General features: G+C 39.1%; 15 protein-coding genes and 1 pseudogene. 4 read left to right on the top strand and 12 right to left on the bottom strand.

The features are described from left to right. Positions 1 to 4 precede the first annotated feature (4 nt). Both V6R21_RS15065 and V6R21_RS15060 read right to left on the bottom strand, forming a co-directional pair. On the bottom strand, positions 5 to 556 hold the full coding sequence (locus V6R21_RS15065) for a YceI family protein (protein WP_334244454.1): 552 nt from the start codon (positions 554 to 556) through the stop codon (positions 5 to 7). Positions 557 to 612: 56 nt separating this feature from the next. Beyond that, positions 613 to 1,110, bottom strand: a complete 498-nt coding sequence (locus V6R21_RS15060) for a cytochrome P460 family protein (RefSeq protein WP_334244453.1) — start codon at positions 1,108 to 1,110, stop codon at positions 613 to 615. Positions 1,111 to 1,470: 360 nt separating this feature from the next. Here V6R21_RS15060 and V6R21_RS15055 point away from each other — a divergent pair, with 360 nt between their 5' ends. Further along, entirely contained in the window at positions 1,471 to 1,764 is a 294-nt protein-coding gene (locus tag V6R21_RS15055) for a helix-turn-helix domain-containing protein (RefSeq protein ID WP_334242229.1), read from the top strand. Between the two features lie 17 nt (positions 1,765 to 1,781). Then, complete coding sequence (locus V6R21_RS15050) at positions 1,782 to 2,474, top strand: IS630 family transposase (protein ID WP_334242230.1); 693 nt, start codon at positions 1,782 to 1,784, stop codon at positions 2,472 to 2,474. Positions 2,475 to 2,547: 73 nt separating this feature from the next. Here V6R21_RS15050 and mtaB read toward each other — a convergent pair. Both mtaB and V6R21_RS15040 read right to left on the bottom strand, forming a co-directional pair. Continuing rightward, positions 2,548 to 3,866 (bottom strand): annotated as a pseudogene (gene mtaB, locus V6R21_RS15045) (tRNA (N(6)-L-threonylcarbamoyladenosine(37)-C(2))-methylthiotransferase MtaB). 254 nt (positions 3,867 to 4,120) lie between these two features. Next, a complete protein-coding gene (locus V6R21_RS15040) occupies positions 4,121 to 4,711 on the bottom strand; it encodes an FMN-dependent NADH-azoreductase (protein WP_334244452.1) in 591 nt (196 codons plus the stop codon). Positions 4,712 to 5,243: 532 nt separating this feature from the next. Between V6R21_RS15040 and V6R21_RS15035 the strand changes: the two genes are divergently transcribed. After that, the gene (locus V6R21_RS15035) at positions 5,244 to 6,350 is read left to right on the top strand and encodes an IS4 family transposase (RefSeq protein ID WP_334244451.1); all 1,107 of its coding nucleotides are present in this window, start codon (positions 5,244 to 5,246) and stop codon (positions 6,348 to 6,350) included. A gap of 157 nt (positions 6,351 to 6,507) precedes the next feature. Here V6R21_RS15035 and V6R21_RS15030 read toward each other — a convergent pair whose 3' ends face one another. Further along, positions 6,508 to 7,137: a class I SAM-dependent methyltransferase gene (locus V6R21_RS15030; protein ID WP_334244450.1), complete on the bottom strand. Its 630-nt coding sequence runs from the start codon at positions 7,135 to 7,137 to the stop codon at positions 6,508 to 6,510. Between the two features lie 110 nt (positions 7,138 to 7,247). After that, the gene (locus V6R21_RS15025) at positions 7,248 to 8,660 is read right to left on the bottom strand and encodes a S41 family peptidase (RefSeq protein WP_334244449.1); all 1,413 of its coding nucleotides are present in this window, start codon (positions 8,658 to 8,660) and stop codon (positions 7,248 to 7,250) included. 415 nt (positions 8,661 to 9,075) lie between these two features. Between V6R21_RS15025 and V6R21_RS15020 the strand changes: the two genes are divergently transcribed. Continuing rightward, positions 9,076 to 12,954: a DUF3859 domain-containing protein gene (locus V6R21_RS15020; RefSeq protein WP_334244448.1), complete on the top strand. Its 3,879-nt coding sequence runs from the start codon at positions 9,076 to 9,078 to the stop codon at positions 12,952 to 12,954. Between the two features lie 73 nt (positions 12,955 to 13,027). On the opposite strand, the gene V6R21_RS15015 is transcribed toward V6R21_RS15020, so the two are convergent. The 6 genes from V6R21_RS15015 to V6R21_RS14990 all read right to left on the bottom strand — a co-directional run bounded on the left by V6R21_RS15015 (position 13,028) and on the right by V6R21_RS14990 (position 19,658). Then, positions 13,028 to 13,549, bottom strand: a complete 522-nt coding sequence (locus V6R21_RS15015) for a hypothetical protein (RefSeq protein ID WP_334244447.1) — start codon at positions 13,547 to 13,549, stop codon at positions 13,028 to 13,030. A 34-nt stretch (positions 13,550 to 13,583) separates the two neighbouring features. Beyond that, the gene (locus V6R21_RS15010) at positions 13,584 to 13,955 is read right to left on the bottom strand and encodes an Imm51 family immunity protein (protein ID WP_334244446.1); all 372 of its coding nucleotides are present in this window, start codon (positions 13,953 to 13,955) and stop codon (positions 13,584 to 13,586) included. Between the two features lie 117 nt (positions 13,956 to 14,072). Beyond that, on the bottom strand, positions 14,073 to 14,501 hold the full coding sequence (locus V6R21_RS15005) for a ribosomal maturation YjgA family protein (RefSeq protein WP_334244445.1): 429 nt from the start codon (positions 14,499 to 14,501) through the stop codon (positions 14,073 to 14,075). A 65-nt stretch (positions 14,502 to 14,566) separates the two neighbouring features. Beyond that, positions 14,567 to 15,409: a sulfurtransferase gene (locus V6R21_RS15000; RefSeq protein WP_334244444.1), complete on the bottom strand. Its 843-nt coding sequence runs from the start codon at positions 15,407 to 15,409 to the stop codon at positions 14,567 to 14,569. A 36-nt stretch (positions 15,410 to 15,445) separates the two neighbouring features. Further along, entirely contained in the window at positions 15,446 to 16,510 is a 1,065-nt protein-coding gene (locus V6R21_RS14995) for a hypothetical protein (RefSeq protein ID WP_334244443.1), read from the bottom strand. Positions 16,511 to 16,748: 238 nt separating this feature from the next. After that, complete coding sequence (locus V6R21_RS14990) at positions 16,749 to 19,658, bottom strand: caspase family protein (protein ID WP_334244442.1); 2,910 nt, start codon at positions 19,656 to 19,658, stop codon at positions 16,749 to 16,751. Between the last annotated feature and the right edge of the window lie 85 nt (positions 19,659 to 19,743).

Below are 19,743 nucleotides of genomic sequence, written 5' to 3'. Positions count from 1 at the left end.
ATTATTATTGTTGAGGCTTTAGCAGGGTTCCTTTTAGGTCTACATCTATTTCTGTTGCAATCTTCTGATGTACAATCTGTGGAATAGAGATATTGTGATCTGACAATGGGATGGTCAGTTTTGATGAAAAGTGAATACCTGTATCATCTACTTTCAGCTTGACCTTGAAAATACGGCTTTGCTCTACTCCATGGATATTCAGTTTACCTTTAGCCCTAACCTGGTAGGTTCCTGGCTGACTGAAGTCCACTTTTTCGATAATCTTACCGGTAAAAGTAGCCTTAGGAAACTCATCACTTTCCATGTAGTTCTCATTAAAGTGCTGCTGCTGCAATGCACTATTGAACCCCTGAAAGGATTTGATAGGAACAGAAAAAGCGAACTTACGGGTAGGCATCTCCAATATTCCTTTCAAAGAATTGGATGAAGCCTCTATCAGTTCCAAAGGAGCATCAGAAGTGAAATGGATCTTTCCTGTCTTAGACAACATACGCTGTTGCGCAAAGCTATAACTTCCTGACAACAGTAAGAGAGAGATAATAAGTATTCGTATCATAAGGTAAAGTCCTTGTGAAAGTTGGTTCAATCAAGTTCGATGAGAAAGTATAACTTCTACTCCTTGTACGATTTTATAACCAGGTCATTGGCTCCCTGATGACAACTGATACAAGTTGTACCATTTAATGTTATTTCATTGTCACCACGGTTATTATCCAGTGCCTCTACATCACCACTTGCCGTATAAGCCCACTCCCAGTGATTGCCTAATGGATTAAACTCCCCTCCTCGTTTTGCCATCACCTGCAAAGCAACAATCTGTGAACGGTCTCCATGGTTTCTACCTTCCTTCACGATAATAGTTCCTACAGGGTATAAACCATCTGTTCGGTCAGCTTCTTCTGCCTTGTTAATATAGATGGTCCGGTATTGATTGATGTCAGGCCTATCCGAATGTCCCAATACTGTCCAGTCCTCATACCCTTCGATATCGGCTGATGTAAAAATATACTCCTCTTCGAAAACTGTTACTGCATCATTGTAAACACATGCATGAAGGGATAGTAACACCACCGCTGAGGTAAGTGTCAGTACAATAGTTTTTAGCTTCATATTAAAAAATTGAATCACTGACTTCGCTCACTTCTCCTCTGTGATTGGTCACAGGCAGCTCACTCAATCGTGAATGTTAACTTTGAAATGTACAATTTGGGTTATGTGCAATTATGATGCAAAATATAAATAAAATGTCATCTTCCATAATATTCCTAATATGATAACATTGTAAGCTTGGTATTTTTGATAGCACTTTATACGAATCAAACTTGAACAACAACAATATCGGCTATCTAAAAACTTTTATATCAACTTTATAATCAATATTATTTTCACACTAAACTCGCTCTTCCTTTCTACAGGTAGTTACCATTTAAGCAGAGGAACAATTGAAAACGGAAGTTTTGTTGTGATATCATGAAACCACAACTGACTCTGACACCAGAAGATCGCAGCAAGCTCGAAAAGCTGTATAAGTACGATACCTCCTCACGGGTACGCCTCCGTTCTCATGCAGTCCTGCTTTACGCCCAAGGCTTTAACTTTACACAGTTAACTGAGATCTTGCAAGTGAATAAAATCGAAACGGTTAGCCGTTGGATTCAGCATTGGCAACAGCACGGCTTTTCAGGTCTGTATGATAGCAAGCCACAGCAGCATCCCCGCAAAAGTTTCAAGGCGTCAGAGGAAAAAAAATCATTGATTTCCTAAAGGATGGCGTACAGCGCTTGTCAAGAGTTCAAACCTACATCAAGGAGCATTGTCAAAAGTGGGTGAAAGTCTCAACGCTACGACGTTGGATGAAGAAATGGGGTTACCGATGGAAAAGAAGCCGCAAAAGCTTGCTGCATAAACGGAATCAGGAAGACTTTGAAAAAGCCCACCAATGGCTGAATACACTTAAGAAAAAGGAGGAGCAGGGAAGAATCGATCTTTATTTCTTTGATGAAATGGGCGTCAACCTTATCCCAAGTGTGCCTTATGCATGGCAACTAAAAGGTAAAAGGATATTGCTTCCTTCCGTGCCAAGTGCAAATCTGACCGTACTCGGGTTTATGAGTAGAACACAATCATTCAAGTCTTTTCTCTTTCAAGGGGCTGCCAACTCTGAAATAGTTATTGAGTGCTTTGATCGCTTTGCCAGTGACATAATTCGTCCAACCATTGTCGTGTTAGACAATGCACCTACACATCGAAGTCATAGATTCAAGGAACAAATCGAAAAATGGAGGGATAAAGGACTTATACTCTTCTTTATCCCTCCTTATTCTCCTGAGCTTAATTTGATTGAAAGACTCTGGAAAGAAATAAAATATACATGGTTGCCTAAGTATGCTTATACCTCTAAACAAGACCTAGAAAAACAGATAATCTATATCCTTGAAAACATAGGAGAGAAATTCTCCATTTCATTTCAATAGTTGCTTATTTAAAGACAAAAAAAACGGTACAGAATTGCTTCCATACCGCTTAGTTTGTATCAAAATATTTTGATCAGTGAGTTTCATAAACCACTTCAGGCTCTTTTACCTCAACCGTTCCATCCTCATTGATGGACACCAACTCACACTCTTTCAATTCATTCACCAACATTGGGTCATACTTCGCTCTTACACGAACATAGTTCTCTGTAAACCCGAACATATAGCCGTCTTCAACATCGTGCTCGAACAGTACAGTAAACTTCTTACCCAACTGACTCTCATAAAATGCTCTCTTCTTTTTCTCAGAAAGTGTACGAAGCATCTTTGACCTTCTGTGACGTTCCTTCATTGGAACAACTCCTTCCATTAGAGGTGCTTCTGTATTGGCTCTCTCAGAATACGTAAACACGTGCAGGTACGAGATATCCAGCTCATTCAGGAAATGGTATGTATCCAGAAAATCCTCTTCCGTTTCCCTGGGAATCCGACAATTACATCAACCCCAATACAAGTATCAGGATTAGCTGACTTAATCTGATTTACTCTATCAACATACAAGTCACGCTTGTAACGGCGACGCATCAGTTTCAGAAGTTTATCAGACCCTGACTGCAAAGGAATATGGTAATGAGGAACAAATCGCTCTGAATCAGCACAGAAATCAATGATCTCATTGGATAGCAAGTTTGGCTCAATAGATGAAATTCGGAATCGGTCAATTCCTTCTACTTTGTCCAACTCTTTTACAAGATCATAGAATCGTACTTCACGTTTACCATCAATAATTCCAAAGTCACCAATATTGACCCCTGTCAATACAATTTCCTTGGTTTCAGTTGCTGCTATTTCTTCCGCATTTTGTACAACACGCTCAACAGTATCACTTCGGCTTTTACCACGAGCCAATGGAATAGTACAGAAAGTACAATTATAGTTACAACCATCCTGTACCTTTAGGAAAGTACGTGTACGGTCATTGATTGAGTAACCTGATACAAATTCCTTGGTTTCTGTAATTTCCTGAGCCAACACCTTTGGCTCTTCAGTCTTTACAAAACCATCCAACAGTTCGATCAGCCTGAATTTTTCGGCAGCACCCAATACTGCATCTACCCCTTTAATTTCAGAAATCTCTTTTGGTTTTAGCTGAGCATAACAACCAATGATGGCTACATAAGAATCTGGGGAAATCTTTTTAGCCTCCTTTACAATCTTCTTACATTTCTTGTCTGCATTATCCGTAACAGAACAAGTGTTGATGATAAATATATCTGGGGTGTCAGAAAACTCCGCTTTTTGGTACCCCTTATCCTCGAACATACGCCCGATGGTAGAGGTCTCCGAAAAGTTAAGCTTACACCCTAATGTATAAAATGCTACTTTCTTCATCTTTCGCCTGTGAATTGAAAATTCCTGCAAAATTAACCCAAATAACCCGATTCTGAAAACTTTCTTTCTTTTGATAACATCTATTTAGGCACAATCGCTTGCTTCACAGAATATTTTCGATGAAAACACCTGAAAGGCAACATTTTAAATATTGAATCATAAATACATATGTCCCTGACTGAATTTACAAAAGCAAAAAAACCGTAAGCCTTTGACTTACGGTTTTAGAAAGTACAATATAAATGAAAATACCATTACGCTACTTCAGTAGCCAATGTAGAGATTTGCTCTTTAGCCTTTTCAACAATTGCTTCTGCACCTGACAACAGCTGTGAAGCATCAATCAATGTTACATCTGAAATACCGATAAAACCCAAAACAGTTTTCAGGTAACTAGATGCAAAATCCCAATCAGCACCCATTGGCACACCACCACTTGCAATAACAACGTAAGCTTTTTTACCTTCCAAAAGACCTACAGGTCCTTCGTCTGTATATTTAAAAGTAACGCCTACTCTAGCTACCAGATCAAAATATGCTTTAAGTGATGCAGGAATTCCAAAGTTATAAATTGGAGCACCAATCACGATAGTATCCGCCTCTTGCAGTTCTGTTACCAGCTTTTCAGATACTTCAATTGATTTATTCTGTTCTGCTGAACGATCATTTTCTGGAGTATAAAATGCACCTACCATTTCTTGAGTCAGCAATGGAAGTCCTTCTGTAAGGTCTCTATCAATCACTTTTGCATCAGAAGTGTTGATTGTTTTCACTACCTCTTCTACCAATTTTCTGCTTACAGATGCATCTGTTTGTACACTCGAGTTAATTTTCAGTATTGCCATGATTTTTAAGGATTATGTTAGATGATGCACAAACATAACAATTTTTTAGTTTACATGTAAAATATTTCCATATAAATTATTTAATTGACAATTATTAACTCATAAACAATTAAGGTGCGTAATTACCAAAAACACCCCATATATATCTATAAAGGGCTTTTTAAGGTTGAGAAGCAGCAAAAAATGGAATAGAATAAAGAGGTAAGAATTTTACAAAGCAGATTAACGTGAGCTAAGGATCACCCCAAAACATATAAATACTTTGAGACCTGAGTATTATCTAGTTATTCAGAATCATTCCCTAAGAGATACAAGAAATATAGCTCTGGATAACAATCTGGAGTTAGTTCGGCATTAAAAACCACCTACTATGCAGGAGCACTCTACGGTACAGTTTTAATAACAAAGTGAGTTAAGGGTGTAATACTGGATTACAGGATATTTGCAGGTTATTTAAGGGCTGATTGGGGCAAGAAAAAGCAAAGGTCTAACTTTGCCGTTCGCCAAAACCACAAGCCAGACCTTTACCTTTATGTTGACTGCAAATATACTTGAAATCCTCTGCGGTTTCCAAATCGTCAAAGGCAAACCAAGCAAACAGGTACTAGCCAAGCTAATTACGGCCTTGGTGGAAGATGAAAATGTGCAATTTCATCAGATAGCCAAAAACTTGCCATCCAAGGCACAAAAAGCTTCTCGGACCAAGCAAGTCAAACGCTTTATGTCAGGAGCTGTGTTCAATTATCAGGCCCTGATGGCATGGTTGTTTTCCTGCCTGCCATCCGGAAAGATCACCCTCTGCATTGACCGAACCAACTGGCAGTCCAGAAAGCAGGCAGTGAATATTCTGGCCGTGACGGCCTACAGTCATGGCGTGGGTTTCCCACTGGCTTTTCGGCTACTGGACAAAAAAGGAAACAGCCACCAGCAGGAGCGTATTGATTTGCTGAAGGAAGTGCTTCAGATTGTACCTCCCGAGCGGATCGGGAAAGTGATTGCAGACCGAGAGTTTATCGGCAAAAAGTGGCTTCGGTTTATGACCATGCAAGGGATTGTCTTCTGCGTTCGGATTCCATCACACCACAAAATCAACATCGATGGTGTGGAGAAAACAGGAGAGGTATGGAGCAAAGAAGGTTTTCGTTGCACTGACCGAAGAGCGACGATCTATGGAATGGACCTGACTCTTTCCATGCAGATGACCAAGGATAAAAACGGGCGAAAGGACTACCTGATCGTAGTCTCAAACCTGATGAAAAGCGGCTTGCTGTCAAGCTATAGAAAACGGTGGAGCATCGAGGTGTTCTTCCAGTCGCTCAAAGGGCGGGGATTCAACCTGGAAGCCACTCACCTGACCAAATTGGATCGGCTTGAAAGACTTTTTGCTGTGGTGTGTATGGCCTTTGCTGTTTGTCACTTATTTGGCGTGGCTTTCCATGAAAAAGTACAAAACATAAAAGTAAAGAACCACGGTTACAGGGAGAACAGCTATTTCAGAAAGGGAAAAGATCTGTTGCAGGAACATTTCTGTACGAGATCCCGCCAAGTAGGTAATGAGATCAAAGGACTTTGGAAGAAGTTTTGGAGGGGAATTAGTCCCAAAACACCATCTGAAAAACTGGTTTTTAGTTGGTTATAAAAAAGTGTACCGTAGAGTGATGCAGGAGTATAAAGACATTCTCTAATCCATCATTCACATTAGAGTATAAAAAAAGTAGGACAAACCTTCGCTTATCCTACTATCATGAACTCAATTTGGACTGAGCTCCTTTTTATCTATCGAATAGATAGTTAGCCTATTTTTCAGCTACAATTCTGATTTGGCTAACACCAGTACTTATCCTTCCATATATTTTACAAGAGAGATGAAAAATACTATCTCCAAATACCTGCCTAATCTTGGCGAACTTCGGAGGCCATTTATGTTTCAACTCCCCAACAGAAATAACTTTAAACCCTGCCAAGCTAAATAGGTTACCCAAATTCATTTCAGACCATGTATACAAATGAAAGTTGATATCCCCTTCTTTGTATTTATTATTCCTTTCATACGGAACTACAAATACGATTTTACCACCTTTCTTAAGCTTAGTATTCAATTTCTTTAATTCGTCTAGTGGACTTTCTACATGTTCCAAAGCATGATTAGAGATAATCACATCTGCCCATTCATTCTCTAGCTCATTTGCATCTTCAACCGTTTTGATGCCCATTTTATTAGCATTCTCCCTTGCGACTGGATTAATCTCCACTCCAACCTTTTCTGTTGACTTCATATTGGAAAGCAAAAACCCACCTCCAGAGCCAAAGTCAATCACCTTGGTGTCTTCTCTCACAAAATCGTCAAACTTGAAAAGGTTTGCGCTTCCGCCAAATGCACCGATATTTTTTTGCCAGTCGAAATACTCTTTATTGTAATGGCTCATAGTATGAAATAGTTTTTTAAAAAATTGATATCCAATTAATTCATACCGTTATGGATATCAAAATAAGACATTCGTATAGGTTTAAAACATGCCATATAATTAGCATTTGATTACTTGCTTAAATGATTTTCAACCACTTCCAGTACTTTCTTTTTATCTCCTTCCAAATCATTGGCGACACTTCTGAAAAATGTTTGCCTATCTTCTGGGTAATCTAATTGAGCATTTACAGGAACTCCTTTGTTTTCATAAAAAGTGCCTGTTGTATCCATAAACAGTTCATTGGAAATGGTAAAATGCCAACCATTTGGCAGTGTTTTTTCCAAAGCTGTTGAGAGCGCACCAGATGTATGTGCGCCAATTCTCTTGACATTTGGTAATGACATAGCAGCCAAAGCCATCGTTTCAGCAGCACTAGCAGTCTGTTGTGAAGTTAGTAAAAACACAGGTTTTTGATAAGCTGAATCCTTCGCTTCTAAATAAATGGCATTTATAGGTGAGTAACCTGCTTTATATTTTAGCTTTTGAGTTATTACTTTTCTCCTTGTGTTATTCAACCTGCTCAGGATTTCAAGGCTTACAGCGTCTTGTCCACCTCCATTAAACCTAATATCAATCAGAATGGTCTCAGCATTCTTCAGGTCTTGTATTACACCGTCCATCAGTTTAGCAACTGCTTTCCGCTCTTGTTCTATGTATTGCCCTTCATCCATTTGGTGAAACTTCGATACATATGCGTCAACATATCCTTTTTCATTTACATCTGCTTCTGTGAGCTGTAAATCCGCAAAAAGCCACATGGCTTTGATCAAAATATAACCATAGCCATTGTCCATTTCCCCCCATCGGATAAGCCATGAATCCTTTGTTAAATCTTCCTTCAGGTAATGTGCTGCGACCATATCTGCAATTTCAAAATCACCATATTCTTTCATATGTACATCAACAATGGATTGCTCCTGCTTTTCCAACTCTTGATCTACTGCATCTGATGCTTCCAAATAGCCGTGATTATCATGGATACCCTTCAGCAATTGATGCATCAACTGATAAAGTTCTACATCTGTCGTATTTGCAGTAACCTTACTCTTAAACGAAGTATACAAACTATCCCAATTGAGATGGTTCAGTTTCATAAAAACGTAGTTCTCTTCTATGGTTTTAGCAAAAACTTCAAAATTATAAACAGGGTCACTTTTTTTCTTGGGAGAGATTGTTTCCAAACACAATTCAGGAAGGCTATCAACTCTTTTATAATAGTAAGGCATAACCCCTACTTTCATTAAAAGTGTATCACCTTTGACTTTGATTGCATCATCAAATTCGGATGTTAATCCTTTTCTTACTGGTAAACAGGATATTACTGAAAAATCATAGAGTTGAAAACTATCTTTCTTTATCTCAATGATTCTGGATGAGCCTATTGATTCCCAAACCCCATCAAGAGATGATTTCTGCTTTTCTGAATAACTACAAGAAAAAATGAGTAATGAGATTAAGGTGATTGATAATGTTTTTTTCATAATGAAAGTGAATATATGCTTATTTTTTTACCAAATGAAAAATTAAAGTTAGACCATTAGAAAGCAAACAAAAGTCCTAAGACACAACCTTCTACTTTGACAAACAATTAATTACACATCTATTTCAAATTTCACAAACTTCAACTGGCTTAACGAACTCTAGAATTCCACCCCTATCAATCACTTTTAAACAATCATAGTTTGTTATATTTTTACACATATTTCAAAAATGGTAATGAAATTGGTATTGAGTCTATATTTATTAGTCTCTCCCATTTTAAATTCCAGAAATCGAAATATTTCAACCAAATTTAAACGAGTCTCCTGACCTTGATCCAATATTGGTCAGGTAGCAAAATCATTTTTTTAACACCTAACAGTTTAATACCAAAAACTGACTTTAAAATTTTTTAAAATGAGACAAGAAGAGTATGATCCATTATATGTCATCAGCTATACCCCTGATGATATAGCTTCTATCCGTGAAGCATTAAAACAATACAGTGAGCTGATCAGGTCAGGTAAAGGGTTTGAGGACAACTACTGTGTTGCGCATTTTGAGCCAACCACGGATATTTCATTGAGTGATTTTGAGCGACATCCTGCCTTACTTAAATACATTAAGACTGAATTACGGTATAAGGACGATGATCTGAAAGAACAGCTCTTGACTGAAACACTTTGCTTCTTGTGTGCAGCAAAATACCCCGAACTGGAAGGGGATATCGTGGCCGCCTGTGAAAGCATTGTCTTTTTTGCCCGAAGCATCAATGACTCCTCAAAAATGTGGATCACTTCTGAAAGCCCATTTGGGCTTGAACCACTGGATTTACTGGCAACACTAAAACCGAAATACGGCTACCTTTTGGCAGGTTTCTTTGTGCCTTACTGGGATGATGAGCATATGCCTGAGGCACTTTCATATTTGGGCGCATGGTCTGATAAGTTTGGTATCACCCCTGACACTATCAAAGCATTCTGTTATTGTGATCACTCCAGTGCCCGAGAATATATGTTGGGTTATAGCACTATGGATGGAATGGATGAAACTGAGAGGATCGAAAGTCAGTTTGACCTAATTGAACATTTCAGAAACAACCCTGAAGCTTTTCAGCTTTTCAAGGATTTGCTGGTGACTCGTTTTCAAGAGCAGCTCTTCCTTCAGTACACCGATGATGTAAGGTATTACAACAATAACCCTCTCCGGACTATGGTCATGGATATCATGATGCTTCATTACCCTTCTGATACTTGGGATGATGATTTTGATATTGATGAGTACCTAACCCAAACATTTATCAATGGACCTGCTGAAGAGGAAATAGCCGAAATAAAGTCCTATGTGGAGGATAAACTGGGTAGAACAATAGTTCCTTCAATACAGGAGTACAAAGCTAAAATCTCTCAAGAGATTGAGAAGACACCAACAAAGAATCATCCTTTTGACAACTGGAAAACATTTATCACGCAAGCAGTCAAAAATGGTGATAAAGTATGGGCATATATAGAAGAAGGCACTGATAAATCAGTACTGGAGACTTTGGAGAAAATGGACATCTACAGTTCTTCAAAGAAAGGGAAATTTGATCTGTATAAGGAACTGGACGAACATGCCTTCAATATGAAGTATGTTTGGAGATACCTTGATGATATAATTAACCCTTTGTTTGATGCATTTTATGAAGATGTCATCATGGAGGTCGAGAAACAGGATGCATGGCTAATTCGATTCCTCGAAGTAATTTTTCGCTTAAATGGAAAAGAGTCATTTAACAGTGATACGGTTACATTAATTATAGAAGACTTTGAGTTATGTGATCAGGAGACATTTGAAAAGGTCTTTTCGATTAACTGGTATCAAAAACTGGAAAACAGGCTATCAGAAATCAAGGAATTTGCAGATGATATATATGGCAACCAAGTTGAAAAGTGCTGGAAAATCATTGATGAAAACAGGTCTGAGGCTGTTGAAAAATTACCTAACACGCTATTCTCTATTACAGATGAAGACAACGACCTTATAATTGAACTGCTTATTACTGCATCCTATATTATCTCTCAGGATAGCAAGGTTGGGCGTGACGATGCACTGACACAAGCCTCCAAGGTTTATGTAGAGCAATATGCTTTGGATAAGCTGCTACTTGACTTGAGAAAGGATACTCTTTTCCCTTCTGATGACACCATCCAGACCTCAAAATCGGGCAGCTATGCCTATCCTGCCCATAAAGATTACATTGAGGGAATTATGGTACACTATCCGGACTTCCTTGCCTTTGAGCAATTTATCCGCCAAGGGCATGTGATGGATGGAGAAAAGCGCTTGTCTTATAAAGCCAGCGAAGAGAAGGCTCTTGCTATTTTGGAGAAAAACTTGGAGTACGATGATGTAATCTCTGACAAACTGCGAGAGGTAAATTGGCTCAGAAACTTCAGTGACCAAACTCAGAAACTGCTTTATGTGGCACACCTAGCTGGCACACAGCCAGAACTTTCCTGTTCCCATGCACTGAATCGATTATTGAAACTAATTTTTACACTGGCACCAGTCCGCATGACCCATATGTTGGCTAAGGCATACAAGGATGACCGCCGTGACGATTGGCATGACAATGTAGCGCCTATGCTGGATATGTTGGATGGCTTCAAATCACAAGGTTTGTCAGATGAAGGCTACTGGGCATTCCAGTTTCAGCAATTTGCAGGACGCTATGAGAGTTATAAGCAACCATATTACAAACAACTATTAGCGGAATGGAGTGAAATGCATAAGCCTGTTCCTGTCAGTTTTCTACAGCGGATACACCAAAGGCAACGTAACGCTTTGAAGATTGGCTTGCAGTACCTCTCATATAGCACGCAATCAACAATTGTGGATGATGCCGCTTCAGCATTTCCTCAAAATGACTATTCCAAAATTTATGACAGACAGTTATTTGAACTGTTTATCCGTAAACTGAAGGCAAAATTCAGCCTGAATGACTTACCCATCTACTTTAAAAACCGTTTGGAGGCTGAAGGGATCAATTGTCAATTTGTAGAGTGGGATGAGTGGCATAATCACAATGAGTTGCTTCAGCAAATACTGCAAGACACACCTGTAGATCAGCGACCTCCTTTAACCAAGGAAGCCTGTCAAGAACAACTGAGCAATAAAAAAGAGTGGCAATACTTGGTACTGAAGCGAGATGGTGACCAACTAATGCCTGTCTTGGGCAAAGAAGAGCTGTGGCTGTTGCGAAACGGATTTGATTCGGACAATATATACCAAGCACAAATCAAGGCAATCATTATTGATGATACTTGCCCACAAGAACATATAGATGAACTGCTATCATGGTCACAAGTAGATTACAAAAAGGAATGGCTCAAAGTAAGCAGTTACTTATTGGGTGGTTCTCCTTTGAGAGCTGTTGAGCATATTATCAGGTATGGCATTAATCCCGATCAATTCAGTTCCAGAGAAAGCTTTTATGAGGCAAGTCTCAATGATTTGCTCCTAAAAGCAAGTGAACATGTAAGAGGCAACACCCTCCGTTTTCTGGGCATGGTCTCCCATGAATGTCTGGATATAACGACTGGCTTAAGTAAGGAAGCGTACCTAGATATGCTGATGGAAAATCAAGTTGACCGAAAAGCCATCTTTAAGATGCTGGTAGAGCAGGAACAATTCCGTCTGATTCCAAAGATTGCACTCAAGGTAGATGTATCTCCTTTTGTGGTGAAAGAAAAGATAGCTGTACAGATCCAGTTACTTTCTATATTGGCACCATTCCCACAATATCATCCATTGGTGATCAGTCTTGAACGTAGCAAGTCTTCCAAACTTCGTAATCATATTGAGCAGCTGTATATACGATACCATATAAAGACTAAAGAGGCAGTTCAATGTCATATTGTGGACTATGGCGTGTATGTTATGGAGGGAAACACGGATCCTCAATCTGGCTCAACCCGAAAAACTGCACGTGAACCACTGTGTACTTTACAAACCACACAGATCAAAGGTGAGCCAGATACTTACTTCGGGTTGCGCTTTACAGCTACACATCCTGAAACAGCACCAAAAGTATTGGTACATCAGGTAACGGTCTCCCACCCATATAGGAATCCAGAGACTAATGAAGTGATACAATACACTTCCCAATGGACACAAAACGGTTACAGTAATTCCAATATATTCTTGGGATGGTATTTTGATCCAAAAGAAGAACTGCTTACTGGGCAATACCATATGACAGCCCATGATACAGATGGAAATCTTTTAGCTGAGAAAACTTTTGAGGTGATTTAAAAAGAAGGGAGCATCTTTTAAGATAGCTCCCTTCTTTTTAAATCATTTTTTGATGGAAGACCAGTGACCAACCTTAACTCCCCATTAAACTGAATGAAGTGAGCATAAATATATCTTGGTTTGAACTTTTAGACCTTTCATAAAAACCTTCAGTATCCTCTCCATCGGCTTCTTCTAGTGAAAAACCTAGCTTAACACCGGAAGACAGATCAAGCGTTACTGTGGTTTGTCCTGTGGTATATGTCTTCTTACAATAGTCAACATGGTTCTTGTTAAAAATCGAAATCACATCAAGTAACGTCAGTTTTTGAATATCTTCTAAAAACCATTTCTTCAAATCCAATGAATCACCTCCATTCAATTCTTGTATATAGTCAGAGTATATCAAAAATAACGCTTCATTATGAAAATGAAGTTCGATATTTCCATACCGCCAAATGTCATCTTTGATCATGTCTGGGTACTCGTCAAAAGAATCTGGATCAGGAAAGTTATTTAAAACCCACTCTTTTGTATCTCCAATTTTCAGATAATCGAACTTTGCAGTAGTCAAGAACTCCTTAAAGTCAATAACCACTTTTTGTTTAAGCTTCATTATGTACTTACAGTCTTTTCCTACCTTCTTAAGGTCAATCCCACGCTATTTCTTCACCATTATTTTTCACAAAGTCCACTAGTTCACGCTCATTGACAACCAAGTCATTTATCAAATCGACAAGTCTTTTGGCTTTGTCAATATTTGACTCATGCAATTGGTTGTAACTCATAAAACAAGAGCCAGCTTCAGGCATCATTTCCAAATCCACTAATAATTCGGGGGCTTCTTGATGTAAATAAGCTTCAAGAACCGCAGCCCAATTATACCCATTCATATAGGCATACTCATTTATCTCGTTTAACTTTTCGCCAAACTTGAAGGGAATATCTTTTTCCGAATGAAAACAAACAGTAACACTCTGATACTCTTCACTTGTAAAAAAATCCACAAAACTATTATCCATTGCTTCTATTAGAATTTTAATTTTTTAGTAACGTATACCAACCAACTATTTTACCTATCCAATACGGAATAAACAATCCTAATAAGGTTTGATGAAAAAAAATTAAACAAACTAAGTTTAACGCAATTGCACCGTTATTTTATTCAGTGTTGTCTTTTCTATCACATAACCTACTAGACCACCAAATGAATAGCAAATCAAATCGCTCCATAGAAAACCATGACCTAGGATAAGACTGCCAATCTTGTAGCTTCGAACTAGCATTATCCAATCTGCTTTGTATAGTTGGCTTATTTCGATTAGAAAGCATATACCTATACAAATCAGCATTATAGAAATTGATTTTTTATTGGGGAAGCAAAATCCAATGATAAAATAGATCATAAGTGCATACAAAGCATCTCCCAAGTATGGGTAAATGATGGAAGGTATTACAGATGTCCTTGATAATAGCCCTAAACCAATTACAGCTATTACCATTAAAAAGTACTGAACTCTGTTGCGTTTGGATTGAGGTTGGGCTACCTGTTGTGTTTTTAGTTTCATAAAAAATCAGGTTAAAAAAAGACAGGACAGAAAATCAATTTTAAAATTTCTGTCCTGACTTATTCTTACTTTGCTGCGGTGATCATTTCTTTATTATTTCTAGACCACTCACTCCATGACCCTACATATAGGTTTGGAATTTCCATTCCTGCATAAGCCATAGCCAAAATCGTATGACACGCCGTGACACCTGAGCCACAGTGTATAATAATATTTTCAGAATTCCTGTTACCAATTACTTCTGTGTATTGCTTTTTCAGTGCCTCAGGAGATTTAAAACTTCCATCACTATTCAGGTTTTGGCTAAGCGGAATGTTCACCGCTCCCGGAATATGACCAGCAATCAAATCAATTGGCTCTGTCAATCCATTATATCGGTCTTCCTCTCGAACGTCTACCACCAAATAGTCTGGTGATTTGGATACTTTCTCTACTTCACTGATACCTACCAAAGGCAGTTGCCATTCAGTAGCCTTGTAAGCGGTATTTTCTTTTGGAGTTTCTTTTTCAGAACTAGTTGGAATACCAGCTTGCGCTGCTGCCTGCAAACCGCCACTCAATACCTGTACTTTCTCGTGTCCAACTGACTTAAGCATCCACCAAAATCTCGCAGAAGCATTAGCCCCTTTTTTATCATCATAAATGATGACATGTGAATCTGCCGCTACTCCCAAGTCTGTCAGTACCTTATTGAATTGACTAATGGAAGGCAACGGGTGTCTTCCTCCAATTGCAGCATCCTCTTTGATATCAGATAACTGATCGTTCAAATCAACATAAAGCGCTCCTTTCAGATGCTTATGGTTATAATTCTCAATAGCAGGTCCGCCACTGCCAGCATCTACCAATACTACATTTTCATGCTGGTAGATTTTCAATAGTTCTTCAGGTTGGATAATAGGTGACATGGTCTACCTTATTTTATGTTATTGTAAAAATTCTACTTAGTCTTCTTTTTTCTCCTGATCATTTTCACAGGCTCCTGCTTTCCAATGAGCTATCCCTGCCTTGTTTGCCTGATATGGATTTTTATAGGTTTCCCCATCACAACCACATACTTCATCTTCTGAAAAATCATAGGCAACTGATCTTTTCTCTATATCAGGCAAGTCACAAGGTACCATTGCTCTCAGTTGGTTTACCTCTGCCATATCTGAAGCAGTTACAAGCTTTCTTGTTCGGGTACATTTATCAGGATAATACATTGTACGCTGATATGGATGCTTATTCGCATATATCAGGTATTTTTCTCCCAAGAAGTAAACAAAATCACAAGAGCTATACTGGGCATACATATATACTTTTCTTCCTGGGTAAAGCTCTCCTTTCCAATATTCAGTTACGACAATGCCAATCTGGTCATATCCCTCTTCATCATTTGTCACAATGGAAAACACTTCCCCTACAAACACTGCTTGTGACATAGAAAAAGCCTCTTCGACAGAAACCGTTTCCTTTGTACACTTACATGGCACATACTCTCCTTTTTCCCATTCACCTTGCTCTACCCTGCCATCGGAATACAACATGATCCCTTTTCCATGACGTTTGTTATCCACCCATTCACCAATATATTGGGAACCATCAGGGTAAGTATGTGTCCCCTCTCCAAAGCTTTTACCATAAAGCCAAGAGCCTTCATGTTGGGTACCATCCTTTTGGGTTAAAATGCCTCGACCATGCATCTTGCCATCCTTGAAACCTCCTTGGTATTCATCTCCATTTGCCCAAGTAAAGATGCCAAAGCCACTTCTGATACCATCCAAAAAGTTCCCTTCATACGAACTTCCGTCAGGATAAGTAATCTTACCTCTGCCTTGCATCTTGTCATTGTTCCACCTGCCTTGATAGATTGTGCCATCAGCCCAATAATAGGTTCCTGAACCATCCTTCTGCCCCTGACCGTTAAAGTTGCCTTCATAACGCTCTTCCTGAACAGCTGTATCCTGTGCTGAAGCTGATGCTAGTGTGAAGCAAGCTAATGCGAAAAGCAAATAAATTTTTTTCATAAAAAAGTAGATATGTTTGCACACTCCACCTTGCAGTGGAGGTCTATGATTTTTTTTAGCTTAATTTGAATAAAGGTAACATCCAATCTTCAATTAAGCCATTATGAAGGATAACAGTTGCACTTTTCCTTCTTAAAAAATTGAAATCCACTGTTAAAAAATCTTCTTGGCTAAAATCTTTCACAATAAAAAAGGTGGACAACTGTCCACCTGAAGCAATATAAATTCTGATTAGGTTTCAATTTACTTTCCCCAACATTAAGCTGCTGATTGTACTTGGCTTTTGGGTGGTTGGATGCTGTTTGCCTTCAGTCAATTCACTCACTTTTTCTGCTACGTACAAATCTAATTCCCTCAATGAAACCAATTGATCGTTTGACACATCTGCTTTTCCATCCCTGATACCTTCCAACAAGGCAAACGTAAAGGCTCCATGCCCCCAATCTTGGTGTTCATAAGAACTTTCTTTTCCTGTCGAAGCAGACATAATCACCACTCCTGTTTCCTCAGATGACATCCCTCTCAAAAACTCTGTAGGATCATGGTATAAGTCACTTAACTGATTTACTCCTAGCATTCCACTATTACAGGCATCTACCAACATCAGCACCCTTGCCGGTAATTTTGAAATTGTATGAGCAAAATCCTGCCACTTTAAGGCTGTTTTGGTAGGGTTTCTCATATCAGCATCGTGGGGTAATACATAAAAATCACTGCCTATATTTATTCCATGAGAGGCAATAAATATGACCACCAGATCTTTCTGTTCCACATTTTCAGCAAGCCAGCCAATTCCCTTCAGTATTTCATCTTTGGTTGCCAACTCATCAGTCAGTTGCCTTACATTCACTTTACTAAATACACCATTTTCTGACTGGGCTGTGTACATATCGGTGATGGCTTGTGCATCTACACTCGCCAGTTGCAAATTGTACTGTGACTGCGCGTATTTGGAAACCCCAATACTCAAAAGATAGATGTCTGGTTTCACCAAAGGCTTTCCTGCCAAGTCAGGCATATTTACATCCAACTCCAGTGAGGTATTATTTCCACCTGATTCAGATTCATTCCTATCCAACTCAATCAATCGTTTTTCGGATAGAATCATTCCTCCACTAGAGCGTACCAATACCTGCAAGTCACTTCTGCTTTCAGTCAAAGGCACTTGAAAGGATAGCTTCTTGCCTGCTTTTCCATTTCGTTCTGTCGGCTCTTCCTGTTTCTCAACGTTTACTTCCCTTCCATTGATCAATAGCTTTACCTCATTGATAGGTTCTTCAGATACCACTTCAAAAGTCACCTTCACTTTATTTCCCTTCACTCTAAGGTTTGTCTTGCTTGGTGTTATCCAATCTATCTCAGCGGGTGTTGAGACATGTTCTTTTATATTCAACCCCAAGTTTTGAACTGTTGCATCCGCCTCTCCATTTTTTATAATTGCTTTCAGAACTTCTGGCTGATGATACCTTTCTCTATAAGTCTTGAGAGGGTAAAACTCACTCATCTCATCTTCTCCCTTATTTATTAGCCACCCGATATATTGTTCTCCACCAGCCGATGCCTCATAATACCCAAGTGGGGACCAGCAAACCCATTCACCACCCTTTGTCACAAATAATGTTGCCAATAATTCCCCTGTTTCAACATTCCAAAGTCTGCAAGTCTGGTCTGCTCCTGCTGACAAAAGGTACTTTTCCTTGAATGGCACTGTCCGCCAAACTTTCCCTGAATGACCTTTTAGCTCCATCACTTCCTCTCCTGAAGGTGTGTATATTTTCAAAGAAGAACCAGTACCAACGGCTACATTACCATTCTCAAGCCATGTATAAGCAGCAATGGCTTTATCCTGATCTGCACTTACCTTTATTTGTCCATATTTTGTTTTCAATGTCAATGGATCTTCCAAAAACAACACATTCTGACCTTTACGGTGAACCTCGGCAGTGAAAGCATATATATCCTGCTCTTGTAAATCCATCTGGAGGTTTAGGAAATCAAAAGCCATTTCCACCGCATGTTTCGTTTTAACTACCGACAGCTTTGTTCCCAATCCAACATTCATGTTTTCCCCTGCTGCAACTGTTCTCAAAACTTTTCCTTCACCTTCAAAAGTCCTCAGTTTTCGTCCCCGTTCAATATCCCACAAATGAATTCTATTTTCCTTTCCTCCCGCAGATGCTAATACACGATTATTTTCAGGAGCAAAAGCTAAGGCTACCCCAATCCCCTCGTGAGCAACCCAAGATTTGGCTAGTCTCCATACAGGTGCTTCGAATACCGTAATACGCCCTGTAGCATCCAGCGACACCAGCTTTTTACTATCAGGAGAAAACGTCAGGTCAAACACACTCGCCTTTAAATCTGTCAGGAAAGCATCCAGTTTTCCTGCCGTATTCCAAACCATGATTTTCCCACCCAAAGCAGCGGCTACCATCCACTGTCCATCAGGCGAAAACCCAACTGAGGTGATTTTTTGTTGTTTGGGCACTTCAAGATCAAAGCTTTTACCTTCTTCTAGCTTTTGTATTTCCCAAAGTTTTACAGAGCCATCCATACCTCCTGAAAGCAAGTATTTTCCATTTGGAGAAAATGCAAGGCTATACACCTCTGCTGAATGACCTTTTAAAGTTTTGACAAGCTTGGGCTTTTCATCTCCCTCAAACTTCCCTTCCTGTAAAACTGGCAAATACCAAATATTGATAGTCTGGTCTGCACTAGCTGTAGCCAAGTACTTTGTGTCAGGAGAAAATGCTAAAGAAGTTACCACGTTTGTATGCCCTTTCAGTGTTGCAACCTGCTTTCCTTTTGCAAAATCTATCAACCTGACAGCGTTGCCTTTTAAGTAACCTCCTACTGCCAAGATTTTATCTCCAGCTGAGAATGACATGGCATTCAGTCTACCATCCTTCCCCTCTTCTGCATATCCCCACCACGTTTTTTGGAGTTCTCCACTTTTGACATCCCATATCCTGATAGTCTTATCTTCGCTGACACTCACCACTTTTTCACGGTCTGCTGTAAATGAAATATCCCTGACGATTTCAGAATGTCCATACGGCTCCAATACCAGTTCAGGTGTTGACTGAGCCAATGCAACTGACGTGGTGAATAGCAGGAGGGATATCAGAATAATGGTATTTTTAAACATGATTTTTATATTGATTTTGAGAATCAAAAAATAAATCCAAAAATTGGGATTGATTTTTCCCATTCTGAACCAGAATTGCCTTAAA

Origin of the sequence: Limibacter armeniacum (genome assembly GCF_036880985.1) — a bacterium.
Classification (GTDB): domain Bacteria; phylum Bacteroidota; class Bacteroidia; order Cytophagales; family Flammeovirgaceae; genus Limibacter; species Limibacter armeniacum.
The sequence above is the reverse complement of the archived record's forward strand: the minus strand, read 5'-3'. Positions and strand labels throughout refer to the sequence as shown.

What these genes read in the sequence shown, in the direction of transcription:
- V6R21_RS15000 (WP_334244444.1), bottom strand. Translation starts at nt 15,409, where the DNA reads ATGTCACCTATTATCCAACCTGAAGAACTATTGAAAATCTACCAGCAT.
- V6R21_RS15030 (WP_334244450.1), bottom strand. Translation starts at nt 7,137, where the DNA reads ATGAGCCATTACAATAAAGAGTATTTCGACTGGCAAAAAAATATCGGT.
- V6R21_RS15060 (WP_334244453.1), bottom strand. Translation starts at nt 1,110, where the DNA reads ATGAAGCTAAAAACTATTGTACTGACACTTACCTCAGCGGTGGTGTTA.
- V6R21_RS15065 (WP_334244454.1), bottom strand. Translation starts at nt 556, where the DNA reads ATGATACGAATACTTATTATCTCTCTCTTACTGTTGTCAGGAAGTTAT.
- V6R21_RS15005 (WP_334244445.1), bottom strand. Translation starts at nt 14,501, where the DNA reads ATGAAACTAAAAACACAACAGGTAGCCCAACCTCAATCCAAACGCAAC.
- V6R21_RS15015 (WP_334244447.1), bottom strand. Translation starts at nt 13,549, where the DNA reads ATGAAGCTTAAACAAAAAGTGGTTATTGACTTTAAGGAGTTCTTGACT.
- V6R21_RS15040 (WP_334244452.1), bottom strand. Translation starts at nt 4,711, where the DNA reads ATGGCAATACTGAAAATTAACTCGAGTGTACAAACAGATGCATCTGTA.
- V6R21_RS14995 (WP_334244443.1), bottom strand. Translation starts at nt 16,510, where the DNA reads ATGAAAAAAATTTATTTGCTTTTCGCATTAGCTTGCTTCACACTAGCA.
- V6R21_RS15055 (WP_334242229.1), top strand. Translation starts at nt 1,471, where the DNA reads ATGAAACCACAACTGACTCTGACACCAGAAGATCGCAGCAAGCTCGAA.
- V6R21_RS15035 (WP_334244451.1), top strand. Translation starts at nt 5,244, where the DNA reads ATGTTGACTGCAAATATACTTGAAATCCTCTGCGGTTTCCAAATCGTC.
- V6R21_RS14990 (WP_334244442.1), bottom strand. Translation starts at nt 19,658, where the DNA reads ATGTTTAAAAATACCATTATTCTGATATCCCTCCTGCTATTCACCACG.
- V6R21_RS15020 (WP_334244448.1), top strand. Translation starts at nt 9,076, where the DNA reads ATGAGACAAGAAGAGTATGATCCATTATATGTCATCAGCTATACCCCT.
- V6R21_RS15025 (WP_334244449.1), bottom strand. Translation starts at nt 8,660, where the DNA reads ATGAAAAAAACATTATCAATCACCTTAATCTCATTACTCATTTTTTCT.
- V6R21_RS15010 (WP_334244446.1), bottom strand. Translation starts at nt 13,955, where the DNA reads ATGGATAATAGTTTTGTGGATTTTTTTACAAGTGAAGAGTATCAGAGT.